The sequence below is a fragment of the Roseovarius spongiae genome (assembly GCF_003651245.1).
In the GTDB taxonomy this organism is placed as follows: Bacteria; Pseudomonadota; Alphaproteobacteria; order Rhodobacterales; family Rhodobacteraceae; genus Roseovarius; species Roseovarius spongiae.
In genome coordinates this window covers 38,534-63,647 of sequence record NZ_RAPE01000008.1, presented here as the reverse complement: position 1 = coordinate 63,647, position 25,114 = coordinate 38,534, and the positions used below count along the sequence as shown (strand labels likewise).

At 67.7% G+C, this 25,114-nt stretch carries 23 protein-coding genes; 5 read left to right on the top strand and 18 right to left on the bottom strand.

Annotated features, from left to right (window positions below; genetic code table 11):
- Positions 1-2: 2 nt before the first annotated feature.
- From D6850_RS18275 to D6850_RS18235, 10 genes are all read right to left on the bottom strand, one after another.
- Complete coding sequence (locus D6850_RS18275) at positions 3-737, bottom strand: sugar transferase (RefSeq protein WP_121169058.1); 735 nt, start codon at positions 735-737, stop codon at positions 3-5.
- Entirely contained in the window at positions 734-1,687 is a 954-nt protein-coding gene (locus D6850_RS18270; RefSeq protein WP_121169057.1) for an aldo/keto reductase, read from the bottom strand. The genes D6850_RS18275 and D6850_RS18270 overlap by 4 nt, the downstream gene beginning before the upstream one ends.
- Positions 1,687-2,679 (bottom strand): alpha-ketoacid dehydrogenase subunit beta, encoded by a 993-nt coding sequence (locus tag D6850_RS18265; protein ID WP_206019323.1) that lies wholly within the window; start codon positions 2,677-2,679, stop codon positions 1,687-1,689. Before D6850_RS18265 ends, D6850_RS18270 begins: the two co-directional genes overlap by 1 nt.
- A gap of 3 nt (positions 2,680-2,682) precedes the next feature.
- Positions 2,683-3,747 carry a thiamine pyrophosphate-dependent dehydrogenase E1 component subunit alpha gene (locus D6850_RS18260; protein WP_121169055.1) on the bottom strand — a complete coding sequence of 355 codons (1,065 nt, stop codon included), beginning with the start codon at positions 3,745-3,747 and terminating at the stop codon, positions 2,683-2,685.
- Between the two features lie 153 nt (positions 3,748-3,900).
- On the bottom strand, positions 3,901-5,253 hold the full coding sequence (locus D6850_RS18255) for a polysaccharide biosynthesis/export family protein (protein ID WP_206019322.1): 1,353 nt from the start codon (positions 5,251-5,253) through the stop codon (positions 3,901-3,903).
- A gap of 151 nt (positions 5,254-5,404) precedes the next feature.
- The gene (locus tag D6850_RS18250; protein ID WP_121169054.1) at positions 5,405-6,106 is read right to left on the bottom strand and encodes a YjbF family lipoprotein; all 702 of its coding nucleotides are present in this window, start codon (positions 6,104-6,106) and stop codon (positions 5,405-5,407) included.
- Complete coding sequence (locus tag D6850_RS18245) at positions 6,103-8,166, bottom strand: YjbH domain-containing protein (RefSeq protein WP_121169053.1); 2,064 nt, start codon at positions 8,164-8,166, stop codon at positions 6,103-6,105. The genes D6850_RS18250 and D6850_RS18245 overlap by 4 nt, the downstream gene beginning before the upstream one ends.
- 129 nt (positions 8,167-8,295) lie before the next feature.
- The gene (locus tag D6850_RS19350) at positions 8,296-8,508 is read right to left on the bottom strand and encodes a hypothetical protein (protein WP_147438935.1); all 213 of its coding nucleotides are present in this window, start codon (positions 8,506-8,508) and stop codon (positions 8,296-8,298) included.
- 325 nt (positions 8,509-8,833) lie between these two features.
- Positions 8,834-9,871 carry a ParB/RepB/Spo0J family partition protein gene (locus D6850_RS18240; RefSeq protein ID WP_121169052.1) on the bottom strand — a complete coding sequence of 346 codons (1,038 nt, stop codon included), beginning with the start codon at positions 9,869-9,871 and terminating at the stop codon, positions 8,834-8,836.
- Positions 9,872-9,890: 19 nt separating this feature from the next.
- Positions 9,891-11,264, bottom strand: a complete 1,374-nt coding sequence (locus D6850_RS18235) for an AAA family ATPase (protein WP_121169051.1) — start codon at positions 11,262-11,264, stop codon at positions 9,891-9,893.
- A gap of 440 nt (positions 11,265-11,704) precedes the next feature.
- Between D6850_RS18235 and D6850_RS18230 the strand changes: the two genes are divergently transcribed.
- On the top strand, positions 11,705-12,700 hold the full coding sequence (locus D6850_RS18230) for a replication initiator protein A (RefSeq protein WP_121169050.1): 996 nt from the start codon (positions 11,705-11,707) through the stop codon (positions 12,698-12,700).
- Here the strand turns inward: D6850_RS18230 and D6850_RS18225 are convergent.
- Entirely contained in the window at positions 12,697-13,482 is a 786-nt protein-coding gene (locus tag D6850_RS18225; protein WP_121169049.1) for a metallophosphoesterase, read from the bottom strand. The genes D6850_RS18230 and D6850_RS18225 overlap by 4 nt on opposite strands.
- A gap of 189 nt (positions 13,483-13,671) precedes the next feature.
- Between D6850_RS18225 and D6850_RS18220 the strand changes: the two genes are divergently transcribed.
- Positions 13,672-15,789: a GumC family protein gene (locus D6850_RS18220; protein WP_245964259.1), complete on the top strand. Its 2,118-nt coding sequence runs from the start codon at positions 13,672-13,674 to the stop codon at positions 15,787-15,789.
- A 19-nt stretch (positions 15,790-15,808) separates the two neighbouring features.
- On the opposite strand, the gene D6850_RS18215 is transcribed toward D6850_RS18220, so the two are convergent.
- Positions 15,809-16,933, bottom strand: a complete 1,125-nt coding sequence (locus D6850_RS18215; protein WP_121169048.1) for a tyrosine-type recombinase/integrase — start codon at positions 16,931-16,933, stop codon at positions 15,809-15,811.
- A gap of 156 nt (positions 16,934-17,089) precedes the next feature.
- On the opposite strand from D6850_RS18215, the gene D6850_RS18210 reads away from it, so the two are divergent.
- Positions 17,090-17,977, top strand: a complete 888-nt coding sequence (locus tag D6850_RS18210; protein WP_121169047.1) for a DUF1403 family protein — start codon at positions 17,090-17,092, stop codon at positions 17,975-17,977.
- A 2-nt stretch (positions 17,978-17,979) separates the two neighbouring features.
- On the top strand, positions 17,980-18,597 hold the full coding sequence (gene scpB, locus D6850_RS18205) for an SMC-Scp complex subunit ScpB (protein WP_121169088.1): 618 nt from the start codon (positions 17,980-17,982) through the stop codon (positions 18,595-18,597).
- A 271-nt stretch (positions 18,598-18,868) separates the two neighbouring features.
- On the opposite strand, the gene D6850_RS19590 is transcribed toward scpB, so the two are convergent.
- Positions 18,869-19,012 (bottom strand): hypothetical protein, encoded by a 144-nt coding sequence (locus D6850_RS19590; protein ID WP_166434129.1) that lies wholly within the window; start codon positions 19,010-19,012, stop codon positions 18,869-18,871.
- Positions 19,013-19,125: 113 nt separating this feature from the next.
- Between D6850_RS19590 and D6850_RS18200 the strand changes: the two genes are divergently transcribed.
- The gene (locus tag D6850_RS18200; protein ID WP_121169046.1) at positions 19,126-19,341 is read left to right on the top strand and encodes a hypothetical protein; all 216 of its coding nucleotides are present in this window, start codon (positions 19,126-19,128) and stop codon (positions 19,339-19,341) included.
- A gap of 200 nt (positions 19,342-19,541) precedes the next feature.
- On the opposite strand, the gene D6850_RS18190 is transcribed toward D6850_RS18200, so the two are convergent.
- From D6850_RS18190 to D6850_RS18170, 5 genes are all read right to left on the bottom strand, one after another.
- Positions 19,542-20,909, bottom strand: coding sequence for a site-specific integrase (locus tag D6850_RS18190; protein WP_166434128.1), 1,368 nt, complete (start codon positions 20,907-20,909; stop codon positions 19,542-19,544).
- 47 nt (positions 20,910-20,956) lie between these two features.
- On the bottom strand, positions 20,957-22,831 hold the full coding sequence (locus D6850_RS18185) for a site-specific integrase (protein WP_147438933.1): 1,875 nt from the start codon (positions 22,829-22,831) through the stop codon (positions 20,957-20,959).
- Positions 22,832-22,936: 105 nt separating this feature from the next.
- Entirely contained in the window at positions 22,937-23,365 is a 429-nt protein-coding gene (locus tag D6850_RS18180; protein ID WP_121169042.1) for a helix-turn-helix domain-containing protein, read from the bottom strand.
- Between the two features lie 546 nt (positions 23,366-23,911).
- Positions 23,912-24,400, bottom strand: coding sequence for a hypothetical protein (locus tag D6850_RS18175; RefSeq protein ID WP_121169041.1), 489 nt, complete (start codon positions 24,398-24,400; stop codon positions 23,912-23,914).
- Between the two features lie 71 nt (positions 24,401-24,471).
- Positions 24,472-25,047 (bottom strand): hypothetical protein, encoded by a 576-nt coding sequence (locus tag D6850_RS18170; RefSeq protein ID WP_121169040.1) that lies wholly within the window; start codon positions 25,045-25,047, stop codon positions 24,472-24,474.
- Between the last annotated feature and the right edge of the window lie 67 nt (positions 25,048-25,114).

The window sequence follows — 25,114 nt, the reverse complement described above, 5'->3', positions numbered from 1 at the left end:
CCTTATTCAATCTCACGCGAGGTGACGATGCGGTCCGATCCCGGCGGCGGTGTCGGCGCCAGAGGCGCGTCCCGCCGGGCGATGGCGACGAGGTCCGCCAGCGCACCCCGCGCCGCTATGAGGTCGGCCACCCCCGCCCGCGCCCGTCCCGAATCGAGCATCGCCACAGCGGTCAGCCACAGGATCCGCAAATCCATGCCAAAGCTGCGGTTGTCGATGTAAAACAGCACCAGACGGCTCTTCCACGGGCGCACCAGCTGATTGTAGGCGATGTTCGCATCCTCGGTATGTTCGAGGATTTCGCCCAGATCGGAGAACACGATCGACGACAGATCGGTGATGCCCGGCCGCACCTCCAACATGCGCCGCTCCTCGGTGGTATAGAGGTTAACTTCGCGGTCGATGTTCGGGCGCGGTCCCACAAGGCTCATCTGGCCCAACACCACATTTGCGAATTGCGGCAACTCGTCCAGCTTGTAGCGCCGAATGCGATGACCCAGACGGGTGATGCGCGGATCGGCGTTGGTGGTGGTGTCGACGCGGCTCAGGTCGGCCCCGACGATCATCGAGCGCAGCTTGAACAGGCGAAACCGCCGACCGTACCGCCCGACGCGCCACGGTGTATAGAACGGCCAGTGCCGGTCCTGCCGCCACACCAGCACCGCCGCGATGGCGATGACCGGCGCAAAGACACAGAGTGCGATGCCCCCGAGGATCAGATCGAACAGACGTTTCATGTCTCGCTCACCTTTTGCAATCGTGCCAGCGACTCGTCCGGCAGAGCAATATCGAGCGCGCCGAGACACTGATTCAGCTGATCTCCGGATTTGATACCCGCCAGCGGGATGCAGCGGTCGAACCCCGCCAGCACAAAGGCCAGCGCAACCGCCGGCGCCGGCGCCGCCAGTGCGGTGGCCTCGGATTTGAGCGCCTCGACAATGCGCAGATTGCGCTGCAACCGGTCACCGTGAAAATTGCGGTATTTCGGGCTGGCTCGCCGGTCGCCCGCGCCAAAGACACTGCCGGCCCCGTATTTGCCCGACAACAGACCCTGTGCCAGACAGCCATAAGGCAGAAACACCAGCCCCGCATCGCAGAGCGCCGCGATCTCGACCTCGTCGTCGCGATCCAGCAGGCTGTAGCTCAGGGAAAAGCTCGACAGTCCGGGAAAATCGGCGGCCAGCGAGGCCAGATCGGCAGGGGCCACGTTCGACACGCCATAGGCGCCGATTCGCCCCTCTTCGCGGAACCTCTCGAGCGCGGCAAAGCTGGTGGCCAGCGGTGTGACGGTGTCGGGCCAATGCAGCTGATAGAGATCCAGCCGCTCCATTTTCAGCCGTTCCAGAGACGCATCCAGCGCGCGGTCGGCATAGGCGGGCGAAGTGTCATACCACGCGCGCCCGTCCGTCAGGCGCACGCCGAACTTGCTGGCCACCACAGCGCGGTCCCGCTGCCCGGCCAGGCACCGGCCCAACCGTTCCTCCGACAGGTGGGGCCCATAGGTGTCGGCGGTATCGAACAGCATCGGCGCGTGGGTGTCGGCCGCGTCAAGCGCATCCTGCACTGCCGCCTCGATCGCGGGGATATCGACGTCACCCCAGTTGAAACCGCCCAGCGGCTCGCAGCCGAAGGCAAGGCGGCGCACGTCGCGCTTCAGAACCGGAAACCGCAGCAGGCCCTGCCCCATCAGCCGTGAATCAGCTCGCGGGCGGCCTCGGCCACCCCGTCGGCATCCGGATAATAGACCGCCTCGAGGCTGCGCGCGGCAGGGGCCGGCGCCTCGGCCAGCGTGATCCGGCGCGGCGCTGCCTTCCAGTTGGCGGGCGCGACGCGCTCGACAGCGCCGGCGAGGATCTCGGCGGACAGCCCGCAATTGGACCAGCTGCCGTCGATCGCCACCAACCGCCCGGTCCGCGACACCGATTGCGCAGCAAGGGTATGGTCGATCGGATTGATCTGGCGCAGATCGACGATTTCGGCCTCGATCCCCTCGCCCGCCAGAATCTCGGCCGCCTCCAGCGCAAGTTTCACCGTCCAGCCCGCCCCGACGAGCGTGATATCTCCCCCCTCGCGGCGCAGCTTCGGGCCGACATCGGACAGCTTCACATCCGGGTCCACCTCACTCACCACGCCGGTCTGCTCATAAAGCCAGCGATCGTCGATATAGAGCACCGGATCGTCCGACAGCGTGCCCCAGATCAGCAAATCGCGCGCATCGTCGGCGGTGGCGGGCATCAGCACGCGCAGCCCCGGAATATGGGCATACCAGGAATGCAGCGACTGGCTGTGCTGCGCACCCTGTTCACCGCCGCGATTGATGATCCCGCGCACGGTGATCGGCGCCGTCGAACGCCCGGCGAAAAGATAGGACCACTTGGCCGCCTGATTGATGATCGGGTCGGTGCCCAGCACCATGAAATCCATGCGCGGATGTATGACGATGGGGCGATACCCCATGATCGCGGCCCCGACGGCGGCGGCGGTGGTGCCCAGTTCGGACACCGGCGTGTCGATCACCCGCTCCTTGCCAAACTTCTTGTCCAGATCGGTCATCGACGCACCGACATACCACGGCGACCACAGGCCCTGCCCGATGGTGAAGACACGCGGATCGTTGGCCATCAGCCACTCGAACCCGCGCCGGATACCTTCGGCGTAAGTCATTTCGTCAGCTGACATGGCTCAGGCCCCTTCGCTGTAGACGTGATCGAGAAGCGTGGCCGGATCAGGGAAGCCCGCACCCTCGGCGGCGGCGATGGCCGCGTTCACGCGCTCCAGCTCCTGCTGCTTCAGCACGTCATAGCCCGCTTCGTCCAGCGCGCCATCCGCGATCAATGCGCTGGCCAGCCGGGCGATTGGGTCGCGCTTCTTCCACGCAGCGACCTCGGTGGCGCTGCGACGCAGGCCGACGTCGATATTGGCGTCCGGGCCGACATGGCCACGCCAGCGATAGGTGATCACCTCGAGAAACCCCGGACCGTCGCCGGCGCGCGCCGCTCCGACCAGTTCTTCGGCGGCGGCCGCCACGGCGCAGACATCGTTGCCGTCGACGGTGCGCGCGCGCATGTCATGGGCCTCGGCAAAGCGCGCCAGACGGTCGTTCGGCTGGCGCTGCGCGATATCCAGATGGCTGGAATAGAGATTGTTCTCGGCCACGAAGATGGCCGGCGCATTCAGTACCCGCGCGAGGTTCAGGCTCTCGTGCAGCACGCCTTCCTCGCAGGCGCCGTCACCGAAATAACAGACCCCGACACCGCCCTGCCCGTCCATCTTGAGCGCGAGCGCGGCCCCGACACCCAGCGGAATCGTCGCCCCCACCAGCGGCACCGACCCCGCGAAACCGCGGGCGCGGTCGATCAGATGCATGGACCCGCCCCGCCCCGAGGCGACACCGGTCTCGCGGCACATGATTTCGGCGATGAGTCCGTCCAGATCACCGCCCAGTGCCAGATAATGCGCGTGACTGCGATGCCCACCAAAGACCGCATCGCTCGGGCGCAGGTGGCGCGACAGCCCCACCGGGATCGCCTCCTGCCCGATGGCGAGGTGGATCGGCGTCTTGACGATACCCTGTTCAGCCAGCGTGCCGACCTGCTCTTCGGTTTTGCGGATGCGCAACATGCAGGCCAGATCCTCCAGCAGCGCCTCGCGCGACCGGTTGCCGATGCGGACGGGATCCCTATACGCCCCGGGTTCAACGAGATCGCCTAGCGTGGAGCGATGAAGTTTGTGGAAGGTCGGCTTCATGTGCTCTTCCTACCTATAGGTTCCAAACAATACCCGCGAAAAGCCGAACCACAAAAAAGCCCGCCACGGATTTGGGATGTTTCCATCACATTCTCATAATGCTGACCAGCCCGGGGCGCGTTAACACCCACACGCCCGGGCCGATTGCCCGCTTTACTGGGTCGCGATCGCGGTGCCCGAGGTGATCAGCGAGGGCACGAACTGGTTCAGCACGCGGTTCCAGCGGGTGATCGGCTGTTCGGCGATGAACACCACGTCGTTGGGCCGCAGCTGCATCCGCGTCGCGAGGATCATGTTGCTCGCGTTCGACCCGTTCAGATGCCAGGCGGTGACGAGATCGGGCCGGCCCGGCTCGGGCGAGCCGCGCATCACGTAGAGCTGGCTCGGGTTGGCCGTCTCGTTGTCGAACCCCTCACTGTCGAACAGCGCGTCCGCCAGGGTCGCCTCGCGCCCGAAGGGCAGGGCGAAGCGGCTGGGCCGGGTCACTTCGCCGGTGAGATAGACGTAATCGCGATCCACCGCGTCCAGCTCGATCCGGTCGCGGAAATTGCCGCGCGCCTCGTTCAGCGCCTCGCGGCGCAGGCTGACCTCGGCGTTGAGCTCGGCCAGCGCCTGCACGCGGCCTTGCTGGCGGAACTGCGCCAGCGCGATCTGTTCCTGGAAATAGGCCTGCGCCTTGTCCAGCTCGTATTCGGTGTCGACAAAGACGCTGTCGCCGTCGACCAGCCGGGTCTTCTGCAGGTTCGGGCGGCGCAGGTATTCATTGAGCGGGATCTGGTAGAGCGACCCGTCGCGGTAGATGCGGATCGAGGCGTAGTCGAGATCCTCTGTTCTGATCCCGCCCGCTGCCGCCAGCGCCGCGTCGAGCGTGAGCGGCGTCAGCGTGACCGGGGCGACCGTGGGCTGGCCGACCGCGCCGCCGATGGCCACGCGGCGCGAGTTGAACTCGGCGATCTCGAGGCTGAAGCTCGGGTCGATCTGGTTCTCGACCAGGCTCTGGAAGAGCTGCGCCTCGGCCTCCTCGAGCGTGAGCCCGGCGACCTGCACGCGGCCCACGTCGGGAATGGCGATCGCGCCGTCGTCCTGCACGGTATAGCCTTGGCGCGCGTTCTGCGCCGCCAGGAGGCCGCTCAGCTCCTCGACGGTGTTGCCGGCGGTCTTGGTGGCCAGCAGGACCACGTCGCCGACGCCGATCTCGTAGGGGCCGGGATTGACGGCGGGCGGAACGCGCGTCTCCATCGAGGCGGGGCGGTTCTGCCGGTCGATCGAGGGCGCGGGCGCGCCCCCCGCGCCGCGCAGCCCGCTGCCGCCGCCCGCGTTGGCGAAGAATGCGGCCGGGATTTCCCTGGGCCGGTAAGGAGAGCCGTTGGCGACCCGCACGGAATCGGCGGTGAGCGGCACGACCCGCACCTTGTCCTCCTCGGCCGTCACCCGGGGCGAGATATAGGCGACCCCGCAGCCCGTCAGCGTAACAAGCCCGATGGCCAGCGCCAGATGTTTCAACATGTGTTCGTCCCCGTCCTGGTTCCGGCAGTCCCGTCCGGCAGATTAGCCCGGAATCGCCCCTGTCTTTCAAGCCGCCGGGACGCCGTCGCCCGGGAAAGGCCCGCTGCTGTTACTTCAGGGCCGCAAGAACGGCCCGGTCACCGCGCCCGCGTCACCGCAGCGACTGGATCACGATATACCCGTTGAGCGGGCTGATCCATTGGCGCGACTGCACGATGCGTCCGGCGCCGTCCACCTGGTAGCTGTTCTGGAACGACGCCGTGTCGGCGGATCCCGTGTCGGCGAGGCAGGATTCGAGCATCCGCGTGGTGCGCGCCTGCACTTCGCCCAGGGCCACCGCGCCGGGGCCCGCCGGCTTGACCTGGCACCAGGGCGCGAGCGAGATGGTCCGGTTCTCGCCGTCGAGATAGCGGTTCACGCGGCGCGTCGCATCCGTTTCGCCGCGCCGGATCAGCGCCGTGACGGCGTCCACGTCCGCCGACATGAGGTCATTGCCAAGCCCCCGGGTCGCCGTCACCATGCCGCCTTTCAGGGTGATGCTGCGCCGGTCGGCGGTGCCGAAGGTGATATAGGGGCCGTTGCGCTCGATCTCCTGCATGACGGTGAGCACGTCGCGCTCGGGGATCGCCACGACGATCACCCGCCCCGTGGTCGAGGCCAGCGCGCCCGCCGCCTGGCGGGCCACCTCGTCCGGGGCGGGCGCGGAGGCGCCGCCGCGCTCGAATAGGCTCTTGAAGACGCCCTGCGCCACGGTGAGCGCGTTGACGTCGCCGCCGGCGCGATTGCTGCACGCAGCGAGGGTGATGCAGGCCAGCCCGAGACAGGCGGCGCGGATGAGCGGGGCGAAGGTCATCTCCAGAATTTCCCCCAGCTCTTGGCCATTTCCGGGCGGTGGGTGTCCTTGATCCGCTCGTAGAGCCGCCCGTTCACCTCGAGCCGCGCGCCGCCGTCGCGCGACAGCGACTTCAGCACCGTTTCGGATTTCTGCAGGGACGGCGTGCCGGTGCCCCAGGCGATTGGGATCACGATGCGGATGCCCTTGTCGAAGGAGCCCTCGCCGAAGGTGGCCGAGCTCACGTTGGTCTTGGTGGCGTAGGCGCCCACGCTCCAGCCGTTGGCGAAGACGCGGTCGATGGACAGCGTCGCGCCCCAGTCCCCGGCGAGGTAGCGGCCCGCGTCAAGCTGCGTGTGAAACCCGTAGCCGATGTCGTAATAGGCCGAGACATGCCCGTTCCATTCCGGGATCACCCCGGTGGCGGTGGCCCGCGTGCGGGTGCCGAACTGCTGGTCGTAATCGCGCGGCAGCACGTAGTTGACCTCGGCCCCGAGCGCAAAGCGGCTGTCGACCGGTTTCCACAGCACCTCGGCCGAGGCGCCGGCATACATGCGTTCGAGATAGCCCAGAGTGAAGCGGCTGTAGACGTCCTTGGCGGGGCGGCCGTATTTCGCCAGCGTCAGGTAGTCGATCGTCGGCGTGTCGGTCTGGTTGTAGAGAGCCACGTTCGAGCGCACCCGCGGCAGTCCCGAGGGGCCGGGCAGGGACACCGAATCGAGGTTGCCGACCAGTTTCTGCGACAGCGAGCCAGCCAGCGTCCAGCCGGGCGCGAAGTGGTATTCGGCCTTGGCGCGGATGCCGGCATTGTAGCGGATCGGGTTTTCCGGATCGAAGACCGAGAAGCGCAGGTAGGGGCCGAGGCCGTAGTCGAAGCGCGGATAGGCATCGGGCAGCAGGGTCGGTTCCGGCCCGGCGACGGCGCCGTCGGTGAACTGGGCTGCGGCGAGGATCTCGGCCGCGGGGGCGTTTTCCAGCCGCTCGAGATCGGAGCGCGAGAACGTGGTTGCGCTGGTGGGCACGCCGTCCACCACCTGCGTGATGGTGAACGTTTCGACCGAGGCGGGCAGGGTGCGGCTCAGCGCGCGGGCGGTGCGCCCGAGCGCCTGGGCGCGCATGCCGTAGCGGGTGTTGCGGATCTGCACATGCACACGGCGCGGCTCGAGCGAGACGGCGTGCAGCACGATGCCGTCGCGCGCCAGCAGCTTCCTGGCCGAGGCGATGGAGCCCGCGGCGCGCGTCTGGTCCGCGGTCCAGCCTAGATCGGCGGCGGCGCCCGGCGCGCGCGGCGCGACGGGCAGCGGCGCGCCCTCGATCCCGCCCTTGACCGCCGGCTTGCGCGCGTTGAGCGAGATGGTGAAGTTCACCCCGACCTCGTCCCCGTAGAGCGAATAGGCGCTGAGCCGGACCGCCTCGCTCAGCTTGTAGCTCGCGGCGAAGTTCCACGGGCTGCGCCGCGTGATGTTGCCGTCCCTGACCTCGCGGTCATAGGCGTCCGAGGAATATTCCGCCGCGAAGCTCAGCCGCTCGGTCGCCTGGAAGGAGACGCCGCCAAAGGCCGCCACGTCGCCGCGGAACCAGCGGTCATAGGTCGGGATGCCGCCCTGGCCCAGCGTCACGTTGGGGCGCGAGCCGGTGCTGCCGAAGCTCGCATAACTGCCAAGCCGCCCCCAGCCGACGCCGCCGGAAAAGCGCAGCCGATCGCCCAGCGACTTGGTGGCGACGATGTATTCGCCGCTGTAGATGCCGGTGCCGATGAAATCCCGCAGGCCGACCGCCACTGCGGGCCGCCAGCGGGTCTCGTCGAGGACGCGGTAGCGCAGGTCGAAGCTGCGGTCGTAAAGCGTGGTGAAGGCCGGCCGGCCCGGTGTCGAAACCAGCCCGCCGATGCCGGAATAGCGGAAGGACGCGCTGAGCCGGGGCAGCACCTGGAAGGTGAGCGTGGTGCGCGTGGTCTGGTTGTTGCGGCCCAGCCCGTAGGCCGACACGGTCGTCGAAAGCTGCCCCTCGGGGGCCATTTCGGCGGTGGGCATGTCGATCAGCCCGCCGGGCGTGCCGTAGCTGTTGGTGCGGGCCGTCATCAGGTCTTCTGCAACACCCAAAACGGGGGCGGCAGCGACCAAAGTGGCCGTCGCGGCAATAACCACAGGATGCTTGCCGATCACCTCGTATCCTCACGTCTCTTCTTGCTTTTGGTGGACCTTAAACACTCAACAGGTGAAACCATAGGTCGATTCAGTATCCGGCCGATTGGTTTTATTCGGATGCGGTGCAGGATCGTCACGGTTTTCCGGCGAGCCGCAAAGCCATCCCCGCAGAAGGCGCGAAACCCAGCGGATCTTCGCGCAAAACCGGGTGCCCGACAGCATTTCGCCGTGGCCAAAGGCGGGCGCGATTCGTCCACCTCCGCGCACCAGACGCATACGGCATGAAATGTTTCGCGCGCGAAACACCCGGACAGCGCGGAGACCATCGCGCCGGGCGACAGCCTGTCATCGGCGGCCCCCTAGCACGTGGTCAATATCGGCAATTCCGACAACCTGCGGCTATTGGACTTCATCGGCGCGCTGGAAAAGATGACGTGCCCGCGACCTAGGCCGATGCGGACCTGCTGCATCATCTGACCGGCCATCGCCCCGGACCGACTTTCGCGCCGGCGTCCAGCGCCCCGTGGACTGGTATCGGGAGCATTACGGAGCTTGAAGGCAGAGGCAAACCTGAGGCAAATGTTTCGCGCGCGAAACATCCTCAGGCGCCGAGAACGGCGCGCAAGCGGGCCTCGACCGCGTCGGTCAGACCCTTGCCGCTGAGGCGCAGACCCTTCGCGTCGCGGCTGAGCCAGAGGTCCGGGGCGATCTCCTCGCCGCGCGGGCGGGCGGTTTCCTTGCGGCCCGCCTCGCGCGTCTCGCGCGCCGCCACGGCCCGGTCGAGCAGGGCCAGTTCCGCCGCTTCCGTCTGTGGCGCCACCTCTTCCAGTTCGGCGATCAGCCGCTCGGCAAAGCCGTCTTCCGCCTCGAGGCGCGCCGAGAGGCGCAGGCCCAGGCGTTCGCCGATGGCGGTGGGGAATTCGAGGTGCGGGCCGAGGATGCGGGTGACGGGGATGAAGCTCTTGATCTTTGAGCGCTTGGCGCGGCTGGCAGAGCCGAAAAGGCCCTTCAGGGCCTCTTTCTCGGTGTCGTAGACCCTTTCACCGACGGTCTTGGTGACGATCTGCGCGCGCTCGAAATAGCTCAGCCCGGCGCGGATCTCGTTTTCCTCGACCATCGCGACATAGGCCTCCGCCGCGCTCTCGGGATGGCGGACCAGGGCCTGGACGTTGGCGAAGCGCGGATCGCCCGTCTCTTGGTAGAGATAACGCAGCGCCACCAGCCGCCGCCAGCCTGAGATCAGCCCGTACTGTCCCGGCGCGGTTTCGGCCACCTCGATCGGGGTCTGCTGGCCGCGCGCCTTGAGGCTGTCGATCAGGCTCTGCATCTCGCCCTCGTCGACGGCGTGGGTGATGCGGTCGCGCATCAGGTGCCCCGCATCGACGATCCCGACCGGCAGCGCCCGCACCAGCCGCCCCTCGCTGCGCGCGGCTTCGAGCTCGGCGGCGACCTCTTCGAGCGCCGCGCTGGCGGCGGCGGCGCCAGCCATGTCGGCGATCGGGGCGCGTTGCGCGGGACCGGGCGACAGGGCGGGGCCCACGCCCGTCACGGCGCCGGGGGCAAGCCCCTTTTTCGACCCGGTTGCACCCGAAGCCACCTCTTCGGGGGTGGGCGGCGTCAGTCTCTTGCGCTTGGCCATCGGGCTCTCCTCGGGGCGTTCAGGCGGCTTCGCGCCGCGTCTCGTCGCGCCGCCAGGCGCCGATCAGAAGCCGCTTGAAGGCGGCGTAGGTCGCGTCGAACGTCTGGCGGCCGCGCACGTAGGTTTCGCGGTTGAAATCGCGGTAATCGGCCTCGTAGATGCCGCTCACGCTTTCGCCGGCCTGGCCGATCAGGGCGGTGAAGTCCTGCCGGTGGGGGCTGAGCACGGGGCCGAGATAGGCCTGCATCAGCGCGGCGAGCTCGGCCTGCTGCGCGCCGTCATAGCGCGTGACCACCGCGCGCACCGCGTCCCATTCAAACGCCAGCCCCTCGCGCCCCAGCGCGCGGGCGGCCATGTTCTCGCCCTCCTCGATCGAGGAAAATGTCGCGTGCAGCATGTCAAAAAAGCGCCCCGTAGAGTCGAATTCTAGGAAGGAAGCGCCGAGCGGCACCAGCAGGATGTCGGCCGCCGCCAGCCCGTTGATGGTGAGATAGCCAAGCGCCGGGGGCGTGTCGACGAAGACGATGTCATAGGCGTCCAGCACCCCGTCCGCCGCCAGCCGGTCGGTGAGCGCGTCCCAGAGCTTCCAGCCGCGCGCGGCCATGCGCCAGACGGGCACCTGAAATTCGGCCCAGTAGAGGTTCAGCTGCGCGCCGATCAGGTCGATATTGGGCCAGTGGGTCGGCTGGATGAGATCCTGCGCGGTGATCCCCAGCGCCTCGCCCAGCGTGTCGTCGAGCGGCTGCGGAGCCTCGCCGCGGGCGGCGCGCGCCTGGTTGTCGGCCTGCGCCTGCATCGCGTAGTGGCGCGCCAGCAGCGGAAAGACGGTGCCCCATTCATCCTCGACGCGGCCGCCGAAGATCGAGGTCATCGAGCCTTGGGAATCGAGATCGACCACCAGCACCCGGTAGCCGTCGAGCGCCGCGGACATGGCGAGATGCGCCGCCGTGCTGGTCTTGCCCACGCCGCCCTTGAAATTGGCGACCGAGACGATCTTGGCGGGCAGGCCGGCGGGGCGGTAGGGGCGGTACTCCTTGGCCTTCGATCCCTCGCGGCCGAAATGCGCGCGCAGGGCCAGCACCTCGTCGAGGGTGAACCACTTGGCCCCGCCGGGCGTTTCGCTGCGCCCCTGCGGCAGGTCCGGGTTGGCCTTGAGCACGCGGCGGAAATGGGCCTGGGCGACGGGGATGAGATACTTGGTGATCTCCCAGGTCGAGAACGGGCGCAGCGCCTTGCGCCCCGCCTCGCCCTGGCCGCGGGTCACGAGGTCGTCGCGCCCCCGGGTGCAGGCGGCGGCGATCTCGCCGAAACGTTCCGTGCCGGCGGGCGCGCCGAGTTCGGCGAGCGCCTGGTCGGGGTCGATGTTGAAATAGGGGGGCAGGGCCTCGGTCATGGGATATTCCGGGATATGTGCGCTCTTTCAGACAGTGTAGCGAAAAACACCGCACATGGAAGGAAAACCGGCATGGACCTGGCTTTTTCTCAGCAATTGCACTGCATTCGCCGCTTCTGCGGGGCGTTTGCGGCGGGCGCTCAAAAAAAACGGCCGTGTTATATCCTGTTATCCTAGTGTTACGGGGATATCGCGGTTCCGCCAAGCCCTTGTGGCGTATGGGTTTCGGGCGGATTTTCGATGTCCGGGCGATTCCGAACCCCCGACAGGGCGACTCTGATCCCCCGACAACCCGACTCCGATCCCCCGATGCGCGGGCGCCCCGGCGCTGGACAGGGCCTGTGGATAACTTCTAGGGTGGCGTCACTGAAACCACGATTCCCTCCGATGAAGTCCGGGCACACGGAACGAAGGAGGCGGCAGGCAGATGGGCGGGCAGTATGAGCGGGCAGGCAGTGGCGCGAGCGCAGGGCATGGGCGACCTGTTTGTCTGCGACATCTGGGGGGCGATCCCCAAGGACGACCTGGCGAGCATGGAGCATCCGGTCTTCAGCCTCTCCACCCGGCCCGACCGGCGCATCCTCGACTACGAGCATAACGGCACGCGCATCACCGTCACGCCGAGCGTGCGCGGGCTGGCCACCATCCACGACAAGGACATCCTGATCTTCTGCATCAGCCAGTTGATGGCGGCGCTCAACGCCGGGCGCGCGGTGGCGCGCACGCTCACGCTCACCGCGCATGACCTGCTGCTGGCCACCGGGCGCGAGACCAGCGGAGACGCCTATCGCCGGCTGCGCGAGGCCTTCGAGCGGCTGGCGGGCACGCGCATCACCACCAACGTGGAGACCGGCGGGCAGGAGGTCACCACCGGTTTCGGGCTGATCGAGGGCTGGCAGATCCTGCGCCGCTCGCGCGGGGGGCGGATGATCAGCGTGACCGTGACGCTGAGCGAGTGGCTCTTTCGCGCGGTCTGCGCGAAATCGGTGCTGACGCTGAGCCGCGACTACTTTTCCTTGCGCAAGCCGCTCGAGCGGCGAATCTATGAACTCGCGCGCAAGCATTGCGGGCGGCAGGCGGAATGGCGCGCGTCGGTGGACACGCTGCTCAAGAAATCGGGTTCCGCCTCGCCGCGCCGGGTGTTCCGCAAGATGCTGCGCGACATGATTCAGAACCAGCATCTGCCGGATTACACGCTCCACGAGGAGCCGGGCGACCTGATCCGCTTTGCGCGGCGCGACCAGGTGATCGAGCCGGGGCAGGGGCCGCGGATCGGTGCGGAGGCGCTGGAAGAGGCGCGCGCGCTGATGCCCGGCGCGGACGTGCACGCGCTCGAGGCCGAGTGGCGCGCCTGGTGGGTGCGTTCGGGGCAGCCGCGGCTGCGCGCGCCCGGCGCGGCCTTCCTCGGGTTCGTGAAGAAGCGGGCGGGCGGCTAGAGAAAGCGGCAGCCGCCCTCGGTGATCGCCGCCGCCGTCAGCCGCCCGGAATGATAGGCCCCGGTGTCGACCGCGATGCGCCCGCCCGCGACTGTGGGCTCGCGGGTGATGGTGTGACCATGCACCACCCAGAGCCCGTCCTCGCGCGGGATCTCGAAGAACCGGCGGTGCCCCCAGAGCAGGGCGCGGTTGTCCTGCGCCTCGGGCGGTTTTTCAGGGTTCATCGCGGCATGGACGCAGACCACGTTGCCGCTCTGCCACCAGAGGGGCAGGGCGCGCAGCCAGGCCTCGAGCCCCGCGGGCAGGGCGGCGTGCAGCGCCTCGGCGGCGTCGCTCATGTCCTCGAGCGAGGGCCGCGCGCCGATGCCGCCGACCCCGAAGCTCGCCAGCGTCTGCAGCCCGCCATTGGCCAGCCAGCGCGCGCCGCGCCCGGCCGGGTCGTCGAGAAAGTCGAGCATCATGCGCTCATGGTTGCCCATCAAACAGGTGACCGAGCCGGGCAGGTCGGCCTGCAGGGCGCGCAGATGTTCGAGCACGGAGGCCGAACCGTCGCCGCGATCGACGTAATCGCCGAGAAAGACCAGGTGCGGATCGGCATGCCCGGCCTCGACGATATCCGCGTCGATCCGCGCCAGCAGCGGCTCGACCAGCGCGCTGCTGCCGTGGATGTCGCCGATCGCATAGAGCGGCTGCGTGGGCGCGAGGCTGCGCCCGGCGCTCCCGGCGTCGGGCGCGGCGGATTTGCGGAACGGCAGGAAGGGGCGCACTGGCAAGACGGGCATCCGGAGCGGCAGGAAAAGGTGATGCGTCGTTATATGAGTCGCCAAGGCCGGGAAGCAAGGGCCGGGGGGCCGCGCGGCCCGCACGCGGGGCTCGGACCGGCGGGAAAACCCGCCCGCGCGGCCCTCGCTCATTGCCTTTGGCCGCGCGTTGTGTGACATCACCCCAGGTTTTTTTCGCGCCGGGGGCGAATGCAGTTCATGAAAGACATCACGCCGGCCAGCGACGCCACCCGCCCGCCCTCCGAGGCCGGCGAGGGCGAGATCAATCTCGGCGAGCTGCTCCGCACGCTCTGGCGCGGCAAGCTCTGGATCGCGCTGGCGGCGGGGATCGCGTTCGTGCTGGGCGGCTATTACGCCTTCGTCATGGCGACGCCGATCTACCGGGCCCATTCGGTGGTGATGCTGGAAAGCCGCAAGGAGCAGGTGCTCGACATGGAGAGCGTGATGAGCGGGCTCTCCGGCGACCAGGCCACCATCAACACAGAGGTCGAGGTGATCCGCGCCCGCGGCCTGATCGAGAAGCTGGTGAAGCAGCTCGATCTGGTGAACGACCCCGAGTTCAACTACCGGCTGCGCCCCGACGAGGGGTTTTCGCTGGGCGGTCTGATCGGGGCCGTGCTTGGCCGGGGCGAGGCGTCGGCTCCGCGCGAGCGCGAGATCCTCGATTCGGTGATCGACGAGGTGCGCAACAGGATATCGGTGTCGAACGTGCGCCAGAGCTACGTCTTCCGCATCACCGCCGAGAGCGAGGATCCCGAGATGGCCGCCGCGCTCGCCAACACGCTGGCCGATCTCTACATTCTCGACCAGATCGAGGTGAAGTTCGCCGCCACCGAGAAGGCGACCCAGTGGCTGAGCGCCCGCGTCGGCGAATTGCAGGCGGATCTCGAGGACGCGCAGGCCGCGGTCAAGGAGTTCAACGCGGGCACCGATCTCATCAGCCCCGAGGCGCTGGCGGCGCTGAACCGGCAGCTGAAGGAGAGCCGCGACCGGCTGCGCGCGACGCAGGACAGCCGCGCGGCCGCCGCCGCCCGGGTCGCCGAGCTCGAGGCGGCGCAGGCGACGGGCGATCCCGAAACCATGGCCGAGGTCGCGCGCGACGCCACGCTCACCCGCCTGTTGCGGATGATGGAGGAGGGCGACCGCACCGCTTTCGATGCGCGCTTCCGGCAGGTGCTTGAGCGCGCGGAGCTGGACGTGACCCGCGCCGAAAACCAGATTGCGGCGCTGGAAGGGTCGATCACCACCCAGGAGAAGCAGATCGCGGAGCAATCCGCCGATCTCGTCACGCTCCAGCAGTTCGAGCGCGAGGCCGAGGCCAGCCGGCTGATCTACGAATCCTTCCTCAACCGGCTCAAGGAGACCTCGATCCAGCAGGGCATCCAGCAGGCCGACAGCCGGGTGCTGAGCCAGGCGGTGATCCCGCTCTCTCCGTCCGAGCCGCGCAAGATGGTGATCCTGGCGCTGTCGCTGATCCTCGGGGCGCTGGCCGGCGCGGCGCTGGTGCTGGCGCGCGAATTCGCGCAGAACACCTTCCGTCTCGCCGAGGATCTCGAGGCGCGCACCGGCTACCCGGTGCTGGGACAGATCCCCGCGATTCCGGCGCGCCGGCGCCGGAACGTGCTGAAATACCTCTCCGAGAAACCGACCTCGGCCGCCGCCGAGGCGATCCGCAACCTGCGCACCTCGGTGCTGTTGTCCGATCTCGACCATCCGCCGCAGATCATCATGTCGACCTCCTCGGTGCCGGGCGAGGGCAAGACGACGCAATCGCTCGCGCTGGCGCAGAACCTGTCGGGCATGGGCAAGAACGTGCTCCTGATCGAGGGCGACATGCGGCGGCGCATCTTCGCGGAGTATTTCGACATCACCGACCGCAAGGGGATGATGTCGGTGCTGAGCGGCGACGCGCCCTTTGACAGCGCGGTGGTCCACGAACCCACCCTGGGCGCCGATTTGCTGGTGGCCGAGCGCACCAAGGCCAACGCCGCCGACGTGTTCTCGTCCGACCGGTTCAGCGACTTCCTCAAGGGGCTGCGCGAGCGGTATGACTACATCATCATCGACACGCCCCCGGTGCTGGCGGTGCCCGACGCGCGGGTGATCGGCCAGCTGGTCGATGCGATCCTCTACACGGTCAAATGGGACAGCACCTCGCAGCGCCAGGTCCGCGAGGGGCTGCGCTCGCTCGAAGGGGTCAACGTGCGGGTCTCGGGGCTGGTGCTCGGCCAGATCAGCGCGCGGGGCATGAAGCGCTACGGCTATGGCGACAGCTACGGGGCGTACAACTCCTATTACGACAACTGAGCGCGGCCGCGGGGCGGGCCTATAGCCCCGCCGCCTTGGTCAGGTTGACGCGGAACCTATCGCGGCGACGCTGGTAGCGGCGGGTCATCTCGGCGGAGGCGTGGCCGAGCTGCTTCTGGACATGGCGCTCGTCGACTTCCGCCGCGCTGGCGAGCCCGGCGCGCAAGGAGTGGCCCGAAAACAGCGCGAGGCGGTCCTTCTGCGACAGCTCCGGGCGGATGCCGGCGTCGAGCACGCATCGCTTGATCAGCCGCGCGACGTGTTTGTCGGAAAGGCGGGCGTCCAGCGCCCGCTTCCCGTCGCGCGAGGTGCGCGTGAAGACGGGTCCGAAATCGATCCGGGCGAAATGCAGCCATTGCTCCAGCGCATGGACGGGGCAGGTTTGATCGCTTGACCCACGCCCGATCTCGACCTCGCGCCAGCCGGTCTTGGCGTTGAGCGTGAGCAGGGCGCCGCCGTCGAGGATATCGACCCAGCCGCCCGAATCCGGTGTGTCGTCCTTGTGAACGTCGAGGCTGACGATCTCGGAGCGGCGCAGCCCGCCGGCGTAACCCAGAAGCAGGATCGCCCGATCCCGCAGCCCGCGCAGGTCATGGGGCAGGGTGGCGATCATCGCCAGGATGTCATCGCGCAGGATCGCTTCCTTCTGAACCGGTGGGCGCGCATGCCTGCGTTTGATGCCCGCCATAACCGTGGCGATATGGCGGTTCCTGCGATCCAGGGTGAAGCCCCGTTGCGCATAGTGCCAGGCAAGGCCCGAGAGACGTCGCTCGATGGTCGAGACCAGAAGGGCAGGGCTCTTGCCTGTGGGCGTTGCCAGATCTGCAAGGTAGAGACCAATCATCTCGGGCGACGGGGGCAGGGGGTCCGCGCCTTTCAGCCGGCACCAGCGCGCAAAGTGGGCCCAGTCCTTGGCGTAGGCCTTCAACGTGTTCTCGGACGCCGCAGCCCGGGCATAATCCCGCGCCGTGTCGACCAGCCGGTCGAGCGTGCCGGACCCTGCGACATGCGCGGGCAAGGCGATGGCATCGCCTTGCGCCTGCTCTCTCTCGTCTGCGTCGTTCTTGTCGCCAGAACGACGACGCTGAGCATCATGGAACGCGCCAGAGCGCGATGACGTCGATTTCTCGTCCCCTGTGGCCATCTTTCCCCGGAAATTCCCGAATTCTGCGCCTGTTTGCCAGCCTATCCATTTATGTCCGATAATGCAAACTTATTGGACACGACACTGTGCGGCAGGATGGGGCGGTTTGTGCGATATCTTGTGGCCATAAGCGCCGCGGCAAGATAGGCTCTGAACATGAAACCCGAGCCCATCCTCCACGAGCCGAGCCTCGAGACACTATCCCGGATGCCGGGCTGGGTCGCCTTGAGACGGGCCGAAACCCCTGAAGACGCGGCGTTCCTCTCGGGGGCCGCCCTTGCGCATCTGCATCTGGCGCTCTCGGCGGAAACGACGCCCGGGGCGCTGCTGCGGGACCGCCTGGCGCTGCGCGCCGCCGCGGCGTGCGCGGCCTTCGCGGGGCGCCCCGAACGGGCGGGGGAATTGCGCGACGCGGCGCACCTGCTGAGGCTCGGGGACCTGCCCGGCCCGGCCGGCGAGATCTACCTGTCCTGGCGGCGCGCGGTGGCGCGGCCGGCGTCGCCCGGGGCCCTGGCCCGGGCCCTGCCCGGCGAGGACGAGCGGCGGATCGCGATCTGGCTCGACGCGGGGCGCGCGGAGGCGCCCGTCGCGCGCGCCTCTTCGGTGCTCGAGACGGTTCTGGCGGAGCGCCCGCGCGCCGAGGCGGCCGGTCTCATCCTCGCCGATGCGGCGCTGGCGCAGGCCCTGGGCTGGGCCCGTCCGGCGCCGCTGCTCGTCAACGGTCTGAAGCGCGCCGATCTGCGCAAGCGGGGCGATGATCTCAGGGTCGCCTGCCATCGCGCGGCGACGCTCGCGGCGGCCGAGGCCCTGCGCCTTGCCGCGGATCTGGCGCGGAGGGCGGCGCGCCTGAACGCGGTGGCGCCGAAGCTGCGCGCGAAAGGCGCCGCGGCGGCGGTCGAGATATTCCTGACCCGCGACGCGGCGGCGCCCGCGGCGCTGCTCCTGCCGGACCGGGCGGCGCGCCGGCTCTGCGACCGGCTGGTGGACCTCGGCGCGGTGCGCGAGCTGACCGGGCGCGACACGTTCCGGCTCTACGGGGTGTGAGCGTGGCGAAGACCCGAGCCGAGCCCGAGCTGGACCGCGAACTGGCCGACCTGCCGCCCGAGTTGCGCTGGCGGGAATGGATGCACAGGGTCGAGGCGGTGCTGTTCGCCAGCGCCGCGCCCGTGCCGCGCGAGGACCTGGCCCGCGTGGTGGGGCAGGGGGCGTCGGTCGACCTGCTGGTCGAGGACCTCGCCGCCGATCTCGAAGGGCGCGCCTTCGAGGTGGCGCGGGTGGCGGGCGGCTGGATGCTGCGCACCCGCGCGGCCCACGCGCCGGCGATCCGGGCGGCCGCGGATGTCGGCGACCAGGCGCTCGATCTTCGCGAATACGACATCGCGGTGCTCGCCGCCATCGCCTATCGCCAGCCGATCACCCGCGACGGGCTGAAGGAGATCTTCGGGCGCGAGATCGGGCGCGACCTGATCGGCCGTCTGCACGCCCGCGGCCTCATCGCCACCGGCCCCCGCGCCCCCCGCCGCGGCGCGCCCTATACCTTCGTGACGACCGAGCGGTTCCTGCTCGCTTTCGGCCTCGAAAGCCTGCGCGACCTGCCGGATCGCGAGGGGCTGGAGGACGCGGGCGTCAGGCCAGGGAACGGTAGCCTTTCCGGCGCGGTGTAAAGACGGCGCCACCGCTCCTGTCAGGGGGATCGCCGAGGCGCTTGCGAATGATCCGCTCGCACCTCTGAACGCACTTGTCTAAAGAAATAGACTGTTTCCTGGTTTCAGCCGGCCCCCGCCCGAAGTCGTCAGAATTCTGTCACGATCTCCGGGCAATTGGCCCGCGACGAGAAGTAAGACGTTCAGGTATGAGGTTAAAGACATGATCAAGAGTTCGGCACGAAAGCGCGGCGCAGCACCCGAAGAAGGCGAGGATAATTCACTCTCTGGCTCAGATCGCGATATTTTCCCGGCTCTGAAGGATCAGGCTGAACTTGATGAGACGACTGGCCTGCGTCCATTGTTCCGGATTGGAAAGTTGATCGTGTGCACCACCTGACCGTAGCAGCGCGTCTGAAAACTTCGATGCCTTCATGTGATTCCGCTCCTCTCCCAGCCAGACAACCGTAGCGGAGAACTCCAGCTTCAGACGTAAAAGCGCCTTTGTGCGAGTCCTGCTGTCGAGATTAGGCAGGATGGGACGGCAAAATGGACGGCTCTTTAGACGGCTCAACGGAAGGCTATGCGGGCAGGATCGAGGTTTTCGAAGGGTCACCTGAGAGAACGAGCACGTCAATCATCCGGGCCGCCCCGATTATCATGGTTCTGGTGAGCCGTCTTGCTCTTCTGAAGGACCGGGAAGTGATGTCGCGCGATGCCAACCGGACCGTGATGTCCGGCGGCTCGGAAGCGAATACCAGCTGACGTTGCGCACCTTCTATTCCGAAAAGGTCCGGCGGGCGGAGGCCAGCTTCATCCAGTCTCGCCCGCCAAACACTTCCCCGGCGACGAGCAGGTCGAAATGCGCGCCGCCGGCGTTCTTGTAGAGCGTGATCGCGTCCGGGTCGCGCGGCGGCGCCGTTCGCGAAGGTGGCCGGGTTTTGGCGAAGAGGCATGGCCCGGCCTCACGATTGCGGCGCGCTGAGCTGGCCGACAAGCGCGTCGAATTCCTGGACGGCTTTGCTCTCGTCGAACTCCGAGCGATAGACCTTTTGGGTATGCCGGTCGGTATGGCCGAGCATCGCTTGCAGCGCCCAGAGCGCCTCGGGACGGGTGCGGCGAATGAGATCGGCGATGAGCGTACGCACCAGGTGGCCATGGATGTCGAAATCCGCCGCCAGGCGTCGATTGATGTAACCCTTGCCGACGACGTGATCGGACAGCGTCAGCAGGTTCATCCCCTCGATTTCGGCGAGCCGACCGGGTAGCCGCCACTCCGGCCGATCCCCGAGAATGTGGCTGTCGATCAGCGCGGAGGCGCCGGGCCAGAGCGCATCGACCTCCTTGGCCTTGCCCGTCTTGCCCTGCCGGATGCCGTGGCGCCAGTCGCCAGCCGCGTCGCGGACAAGATCGATGTCGATGCGATAAAACCGCAGATCCCCCTGCCGGTCGCCGGTATTGACCAGCAGCGCGTAGATCATTGCCTTCTGCCGGAGCTTCGCCGCCTTGACCGAGTTGCCGGCGAGGGTCTTCGCCTCTGCTGAGCAGGCCAGTGCGAGCTTGAGGGGATCCGCGAGCGAAAAGGCCGTGCGAAACTCTCTGAGCCGGGCCCATTTCCCGGGATCGCTCTCCGCCGCTTCCTCGGCAAGGGCGGCGATCAGGTCTGCGAGGGCTTCGTAGCTCGCCTCGTCGAACAGCCCGGCGCGCAGAAAAAACATCCGCGCGCTCTCGAGATAGTCGCGCGCGGTCCCAAAACTGACAGCGCGTTCCTCTTCGAGATAGTGCAGGAATCCCGCGAACAGGTCCCCGGAGGGGAGAGCGGGTATCTCGACCCCGCGATCCGCAGCCCATTCGCGCGACCGGGCAAGCAGACCGACCGCGCTGATCACGCCTGCCCGGGTGCGCGGAGCGAGCTTGCGCAGGCGGGTTCCGTATGGGCGCACGCTGCGATCGAGACAGGCGAGCGCCGACTGCCAGGACTCCGGCCATGCCTCGGGCGGCAGCCCGACGTGCCGCGATACGCGCTTCGCCGGAGCCTTCTTGTTGTATCTTTCGTTGAGCCAGTGATCCCACTCCTGCTTGACAGGGATGGACGCCGCCAGCGGCGTCTCCGGCGCGAATTGCCGGAGCGCCGCAACGAGGCAGCGGAAACGCGAACGGGAGGCGCCCACGGCCCGGAAGATCTCCGGGCCTGCCTGCTCGGGCGCCAGACCGGCCGCCTCCAGGCGCGCGTGGAAATCCTCCAGCACGGCGGGCATGCCGCGCTGGAGTGGCGCGCCCTGGCGCAGATGGTCCTGCATCCGCGCGACGACGGCCGCGGGAACATGGGGCATGCGCCGGGCGAGGTCTTCTGGTCTTCTTGTGCGGTTCTTGTTCATGATCATCCTCTTTTCAGGAAAGACCGGAGCGTGGGGTCGAGCGCCTCGAGCGCTTCGGCGAAAAGCCTGGCCGCGGCCGCTCCTTCCCCGCGCGCGTAGAATTTCTCGACCGTCGAGATCTTGTCGCAGAGGAACGCCGCGACTGTCGCGTAGTCGCCGGGATTCGCGGCCAGCCAGATTGTCGCCGCGACGTGGCGCATCATGTGCGGCTGCAGGCCCGGCACGCCGAGACGATCCACGCAGCGGTTCCAGATCCGGTTGTACATCTGGCGCGACAGAACGCCGGCCGGGCCGGGAAGCAGCAACTCGTTATCGTTGAAATCGATGCCGTGTTTCGCGCACCATTTCGGCAGACCCTGATCGAGCCAGGCGACGATGACTTTCCAGTGGCGCTCGGGGATTTCCCCTTCGATCGGCCGGCGGTTCTTGACGCGCCCGCGATGGATGTCGAGCCAGGGCTTTGCATCGCGAAGCGGGCGCACGAGCTCGGCGTCGGGACCATCGATGAGCAAGCCGTTGAGGTTCTTGCTGCGCACCGCGCGGGCGAGTTGCAGCGCGAGCAGGCAGGCGCCCATGGAAAGGTGCAGGGCCTCTTCACGCTCGCGCGTCCTGAAGCCGTCCCAATCGTCGAAGACCAGTTGTGCTTCGCCAGCCAGCCGCCGGGGGCCGGAGACGATGGCGCGGGCGACGGAAGGGTCGCGCTGCACCAGCTTGACGAACTGCGCGCGTTCCTGCGACATCTCGCGGGTCTGGTAGCTGTCGACCCGGTCGAACCGGGCATCTTCCAGTTCGAAGACGATATCTTCATCCCAGCCATTGCGCTCGGCCAGGACCTGGAGCCTCGAGAGGATGGTGGCGGCCGACGCCGTCTCGTTGGGATCGATCAGCGTCTCCGAGGCCCGCGCCCGCGCGATGTAGGCATCGACCGCGCGGGTGGCGATCGCAGGCGTGAACAGATCCTCGATGCGCTCGAACGCGTAGGCCACTTCGCGGTCGGGGAAAGCATGCCGGATCAGCCAGCTGAGAGCGTTCAGATGCGCCTTGCGCGCGGCGTCGGGGTTTCGGATCTTTCTCCAGCGGCCTTTCCGCGCGCCGGCGCTCCCGAGCTTGCTCTTTCCAAGACGACCGTCGAACCGGTCGCGCCGCGCCTTGCGATCCGGCTGAACGGCTCTTGCAATCGCCCGGTCGCGGGAGGCGAGGAAATCGTCCGTAAACCGGCTCCAGTCCAGCGCTGCGTCGCGCAAGAGCGGCAGGGGGCCGATCGGTGCATTGGGCAGCAGATGGGCGATCGCGCCATGGCGGTTCTGCTCTCGGATGAGCCGGTTGAACGCCCGGATCGCATTGCGCAAGGACGTAACTTTGTCCGCCCGGCATTTCGCAAGCGCCGCGAACGCGGTGTCGGTGGTCAACGCGCCCGGGTGCAGGGACCGGCATTGCGAGCGCAGCGTTATCATCGACAGCGAGAACATGTTCGGCAGTATCCGGATGCCCTCGCCATCGACGGTGTTTTCCACGCCGGCGGCGTAATCCACGATCTGGTCCCAGGCCGTGCTTTCGTCCGCGACGACGATCGGCTGCGCCAGATGCGCCTGCGTGCGCCGGATCGTGGCCGCGATCTTCTTGCCCCAGATCTCGAAGGCAGTCTGTTGATCGCCCGGGGTGGCACCGCGGAACGCGCCGGCCCAGACGATTTTCCGGAACTCCGAATACCAGGCGTTCTCGTCGGCCGGCAGCTGCGACAGTTTCCGGCCGGTCAGCTTCTCGGCTTTTCGCAGCGCCGCATCGAGCGTCCGCGCGGACGCTTCGGAATAGACAGTCGGCAGCAGGAGACGGACGTCGTTCAGGGTCTTGAGGCGGGGGGAGTCGTGCATTGTCATCGTTCATTCCTTTCTGTTGATGTTCATTCGGCCACCGGGCCGTTCATTCGCTGAAGATGAACGGAACGGGGGGCGAAGCTTGGGCCATAAATCTCGCCTCCCGTTTCATTCATCGCCTGCCTTGCCGCGCTTTTTCAGGGTTTCGCGGTTCACGAACCGCCTTGCCCGCCAGGCTTCGAGTTCGGCCGGGACAAAGCGGAAGGCGCGCCCGATCCGGCGCACGGGGAGATCCCCGGATCGCGCGGCCGCCAGGATGTATGACGGCCTGACCGCGCAAAGCCGGGCGGCCTGGACCTCGGTCAGCAGATCGGAGGCGTATTCCCCGATCAGATCGTCGGGCGGCTGTCCGCCCTCGAACGCGAAGATATCGCTCAGCCTGTAGCGCACCTTGATGCCGTCGCTGAGAGCCCGCAGCGCGCCGCTCGCCTCGTGGCGCCAGAAGAAGCTGTCGCTGCCATGCTGCCAGCGCCGGATCAGGCGCTCGCGGTCGATCAATGCGGGCAGCTGTGTTTCATCTGTGGGGGGCTCGTTCATTTGCCGGTATCCTCTTTTTTCCGTGTCAGGGACAAAGAGGACCAAGGGAAAATGATCGGTGATTCCAAACGGGGCAGAGGAGGACCGGCCCACCACGGGATGAGCAAGGTGTCGAGGTCAGGGCAATGCGTGTTCCTGTTTCAGGCTGTGAATGGTGGATGTGGGCGCCACCGCCCCCACATGAATTTGCCCCGCCGGTGGACGGGACGGCGAACGGAAGCCGGTCATGACCGACCTCCTGCAAACGGGTCGAATCGGGGTCTGCCAGCCAGTTCCCGGTCGGTCGCCTCGTGAGGGGGTGATCAGCCCCCGGCAGCGCGCTGCCTCGTTCACGCGCGATAGAATCCGGCAGTCATTCCCCTCCTTTCGCGGAATGCCGGATGACCGGGCCCGGCACCGAAACACCGATGCTCTGCCGTCGCAGGTAACATATCGGTTGATCGGTCCCCGGGCAGAAAGCGCCGTCATCACTTTTTGTCCAAGATACTGAACAAAAAGTATTTTTGGCTTCCCCTCAGCGACGCCGCCGCCGAGGGGAAGGCCCGCTCAGAGATGTTCGGCGAGTTCTTCGAGGCTGAGATCGGCGTCAAGCGGCCCCGAATGCGCAATGACGACCGCGGTCACGATCCACGCGCCGAGAGCCACGGCCACGCGCGGACTCATCCCGGCTGCGTCACGCAGGGTTTCGAGAACCCGGATCATCTGCGATGCGCCGACGGCAAGCGTTCGGGCGCCGGCCTGTGACGCAGTGACGGTCTGCGGCAGAAACCTCTCCCAGTCAGCCTCGCTGCGGGTCGCGCGGAGCATTTGCAACGCTTCGGGCCAGGTCTTCGGGAAATCCGCAGCAAGACAGACATCCTGCTGCCGCGCAAAACTTGCCAGGCCGCGTGTCAGCGCGGTGATGAGGTCGTGGGAATTCTTGAGGCCGGCGCGCTGCAACTGATGCGATATTTCCTGCGCGCAGGTGGGCGCGATCTGGCGGAAGAGAGCGAGGGCGGAGATCCGGGGGCCGCGGGTTTCGGTGGTCTGTGTCATGAGAGAGATCCTTGATAGCGTGGAGCGCCCGGCGCCGTCACGGGCGCCGGGGGGCGAAAGGTGAGGTGGCGTCAGCCGCCGCTGCGGATGGCGGAGTGCGGCGCCGCCGGGATCGGCCGACGCCGTCCGCGGCGCTCGACCGTGAAATCGCGGCCGCGCCGGGCCCCGCGCCGCTGCGGAGCGTGCGCGCAAGCCCGCTCGGCGCGAATGTCGCGCAGCGCGTGAATGCGGGCGCGCTCGACATTCATGCGCTCGACCGCATCGCCACAGAGCCGGCCGACAAGTGGCGTCCCGGTCGCTTTCGAGGGGGCGAAGCCGTCATGTTCGAGCGGCACGATCAGCCGCGACCGGATCGGAAACCGCATCGGGCGCTCCAGTCCCGCCGGGCCGTATTCGGCGCGGCCCCGCAGAACCAGGGCGCGTCCCGACGCGCCCGCATGGTGCGCCGGAAAAGCCGGAACGAGAACAGCGCAACGCCGGGTATTGAGCGTCTCGACATCGAGCACGAGGCACGGCCGGACCGCCGGGCGGGCGGCCGCGGGCCGCCCGGCTCCGGGAAACCGGAACAGGACGATGTCACCGTATGACACGTCGTCCCGCCAGTCGGCGCACGAAGGTGAGACAGAAAATTCGGGGGTGTCGAGCATTGGCGCTCTCCTTTTTTGTTGAGGTCTTGGCGCACCCTCCTGCCCGCTTCCCCGCATTCCTTCGGGG

Coding starts and splice junctions, on each gene's coding strand:
- D6850_RS18275 (WP_121169058.1), bottom strand. CDS start 737: ATGAAACGTCTGTTCGATCTGATCCTCGGGGGCATCGCACTCTGTGTC.
- D6850_RS18270 (WP_121169057.1), bottom strand. CDS start 1,687: ATGGGGCAGGGCCTGCTGCGGTTTCCGGTTCTGAAGCGCGACGTGCGC.
- D6850_RS18265 (WP_206019323.1), bottom strand. CDS start 2,679: ATGTCAGCTGACGAAATGACTTACGCCGAAGGTATCCGGCGCGGGTTC.
- D6850_RS18260 (WP_121169055.1), bottom strand. CDS start 3,747: ATGAAGCCGACCTTCCACAAACTTCATCGCTCCACGCTAGGCGATCTC.
- D6850_RS18255 (WP_206019322.1), bottom strand. CDS start 5,253: ATGTTGAAACATCTGGCGCTGGCCATCGGGCTTGTTACGCTGACGGGC.
- D6850_RS18250 (WP_121169054.1), bottom strand. CDS start 6,106: ATGACCTTCGCCCCGCTCATCCGCGCCGCCTGTCTCGGGCTGGCCTGC.
- D6850_RS18245 (WP_121169053.1), bottom strand. CDS start 8,166: ATGACGGCCCGCACCAACAGCTACGGCACGCCCGGCGGGCTGATCGAC.
- D6850_RS19350 (WP_147438935.1), bottom strand. CDS start 8,508: ATGCGTCTGGTGCGCGGAGGTGGACGAATCGCGCCCGCCTTTGGCCAC.
- D6850_RS18240 (WP_121169052.1), bottom strand. CDS start 9,871: ATGGCCAAGCGCAAGAGACTGACGCCGCCCACCCCCGAAGAGGTGGCT.
- D6850_RS18235 (WP_121169051.1), bottom strand. CDS start 11,264: ATGACCGAGGCCCTGCCCCCCTATTTCAACATCGACCCCGACCAGGCG.
- D6850_RS18230 (WP_121169050.1), top strand. CDS start 11,705: ATGAGCGGGCAGGCAGTGGCGCGAGCGCAGGGCATGGGCGACCTGTTT.
- D6850_RS18225 (WP_121169049.1), bottom strand. CDS start 13,482: ATGCCCGTCTTGCCAGTGCGCCCCTTCCTGCCGTTCCGCAAATCCGCC.
- D6850_RS18220 (WP_245964259.1), top strand. CDS start 13,672: ATGCAGTTCATGAAAGACATCACGCCGGCCAGCGACGCCACCCGCCCG.
- D6850_RS18215 (WP_121169048.1), bottom strand. CDS start 16,933: ATGGCCACAGGGGACGAGAAATCGACGTCATCGCGCTCTGGCGCGTTC.
- D6850_RS18210 (WP_121169047.1), top strand. CDS start 17,090: ATGAAACCCGAGCCCATCCTCCACGAGCCGAGCCTCGAGACACTATCC.
- D6850_RS19590 (WP_166434129.1), bottom strand. CDS start 19,012: ATGAAGGCATCGAAGTTTTCAGACGCGCTGCTACGGTCAGGTGGTGCA.
- D6850_RS18200 (WP_121169046.1), top strand. CDS start 19,126: ATGGACGGCTCTTTAGACGGCTCAACGGAAGGCTATGCGGGCAGGATC.
- D6850_RS18190 (WP_166434128.1), bottom strand. CDS start 20,909: ATGCCCCATGTTCCCGCGGCCGTCGTCGCGCGGATGCAGGACCATCTG.
- D6850_RS18185 (WP_147438933.1), bottom strand. CDS start 22,831: ATGACAATGCACGACTCCCCCCGCCTCAAGACCCTGAACGACGTCCGT.
- D6850_RS18180 (WP_121169042.1), bottom strand. CDS start 23,365: ATGAACGAGCCCCCCACAGATGAAACACAGCTGCCCGCATTGATCGAC.
- D6850_RS18175 (WP_121169041.1), bottom strand. CDS start 24,400: ATGACACAGACCACCGAAACCCGCGGCCCCCGGATCTCCGCCCTCGCT.
- D6850_RS18170 (WP_121169040.1), bottom strand. CDS start 25,047: ATGCTCGACACCCCCGAATTTTCTGTCTCACCTTCGTGCGCCGACTGG.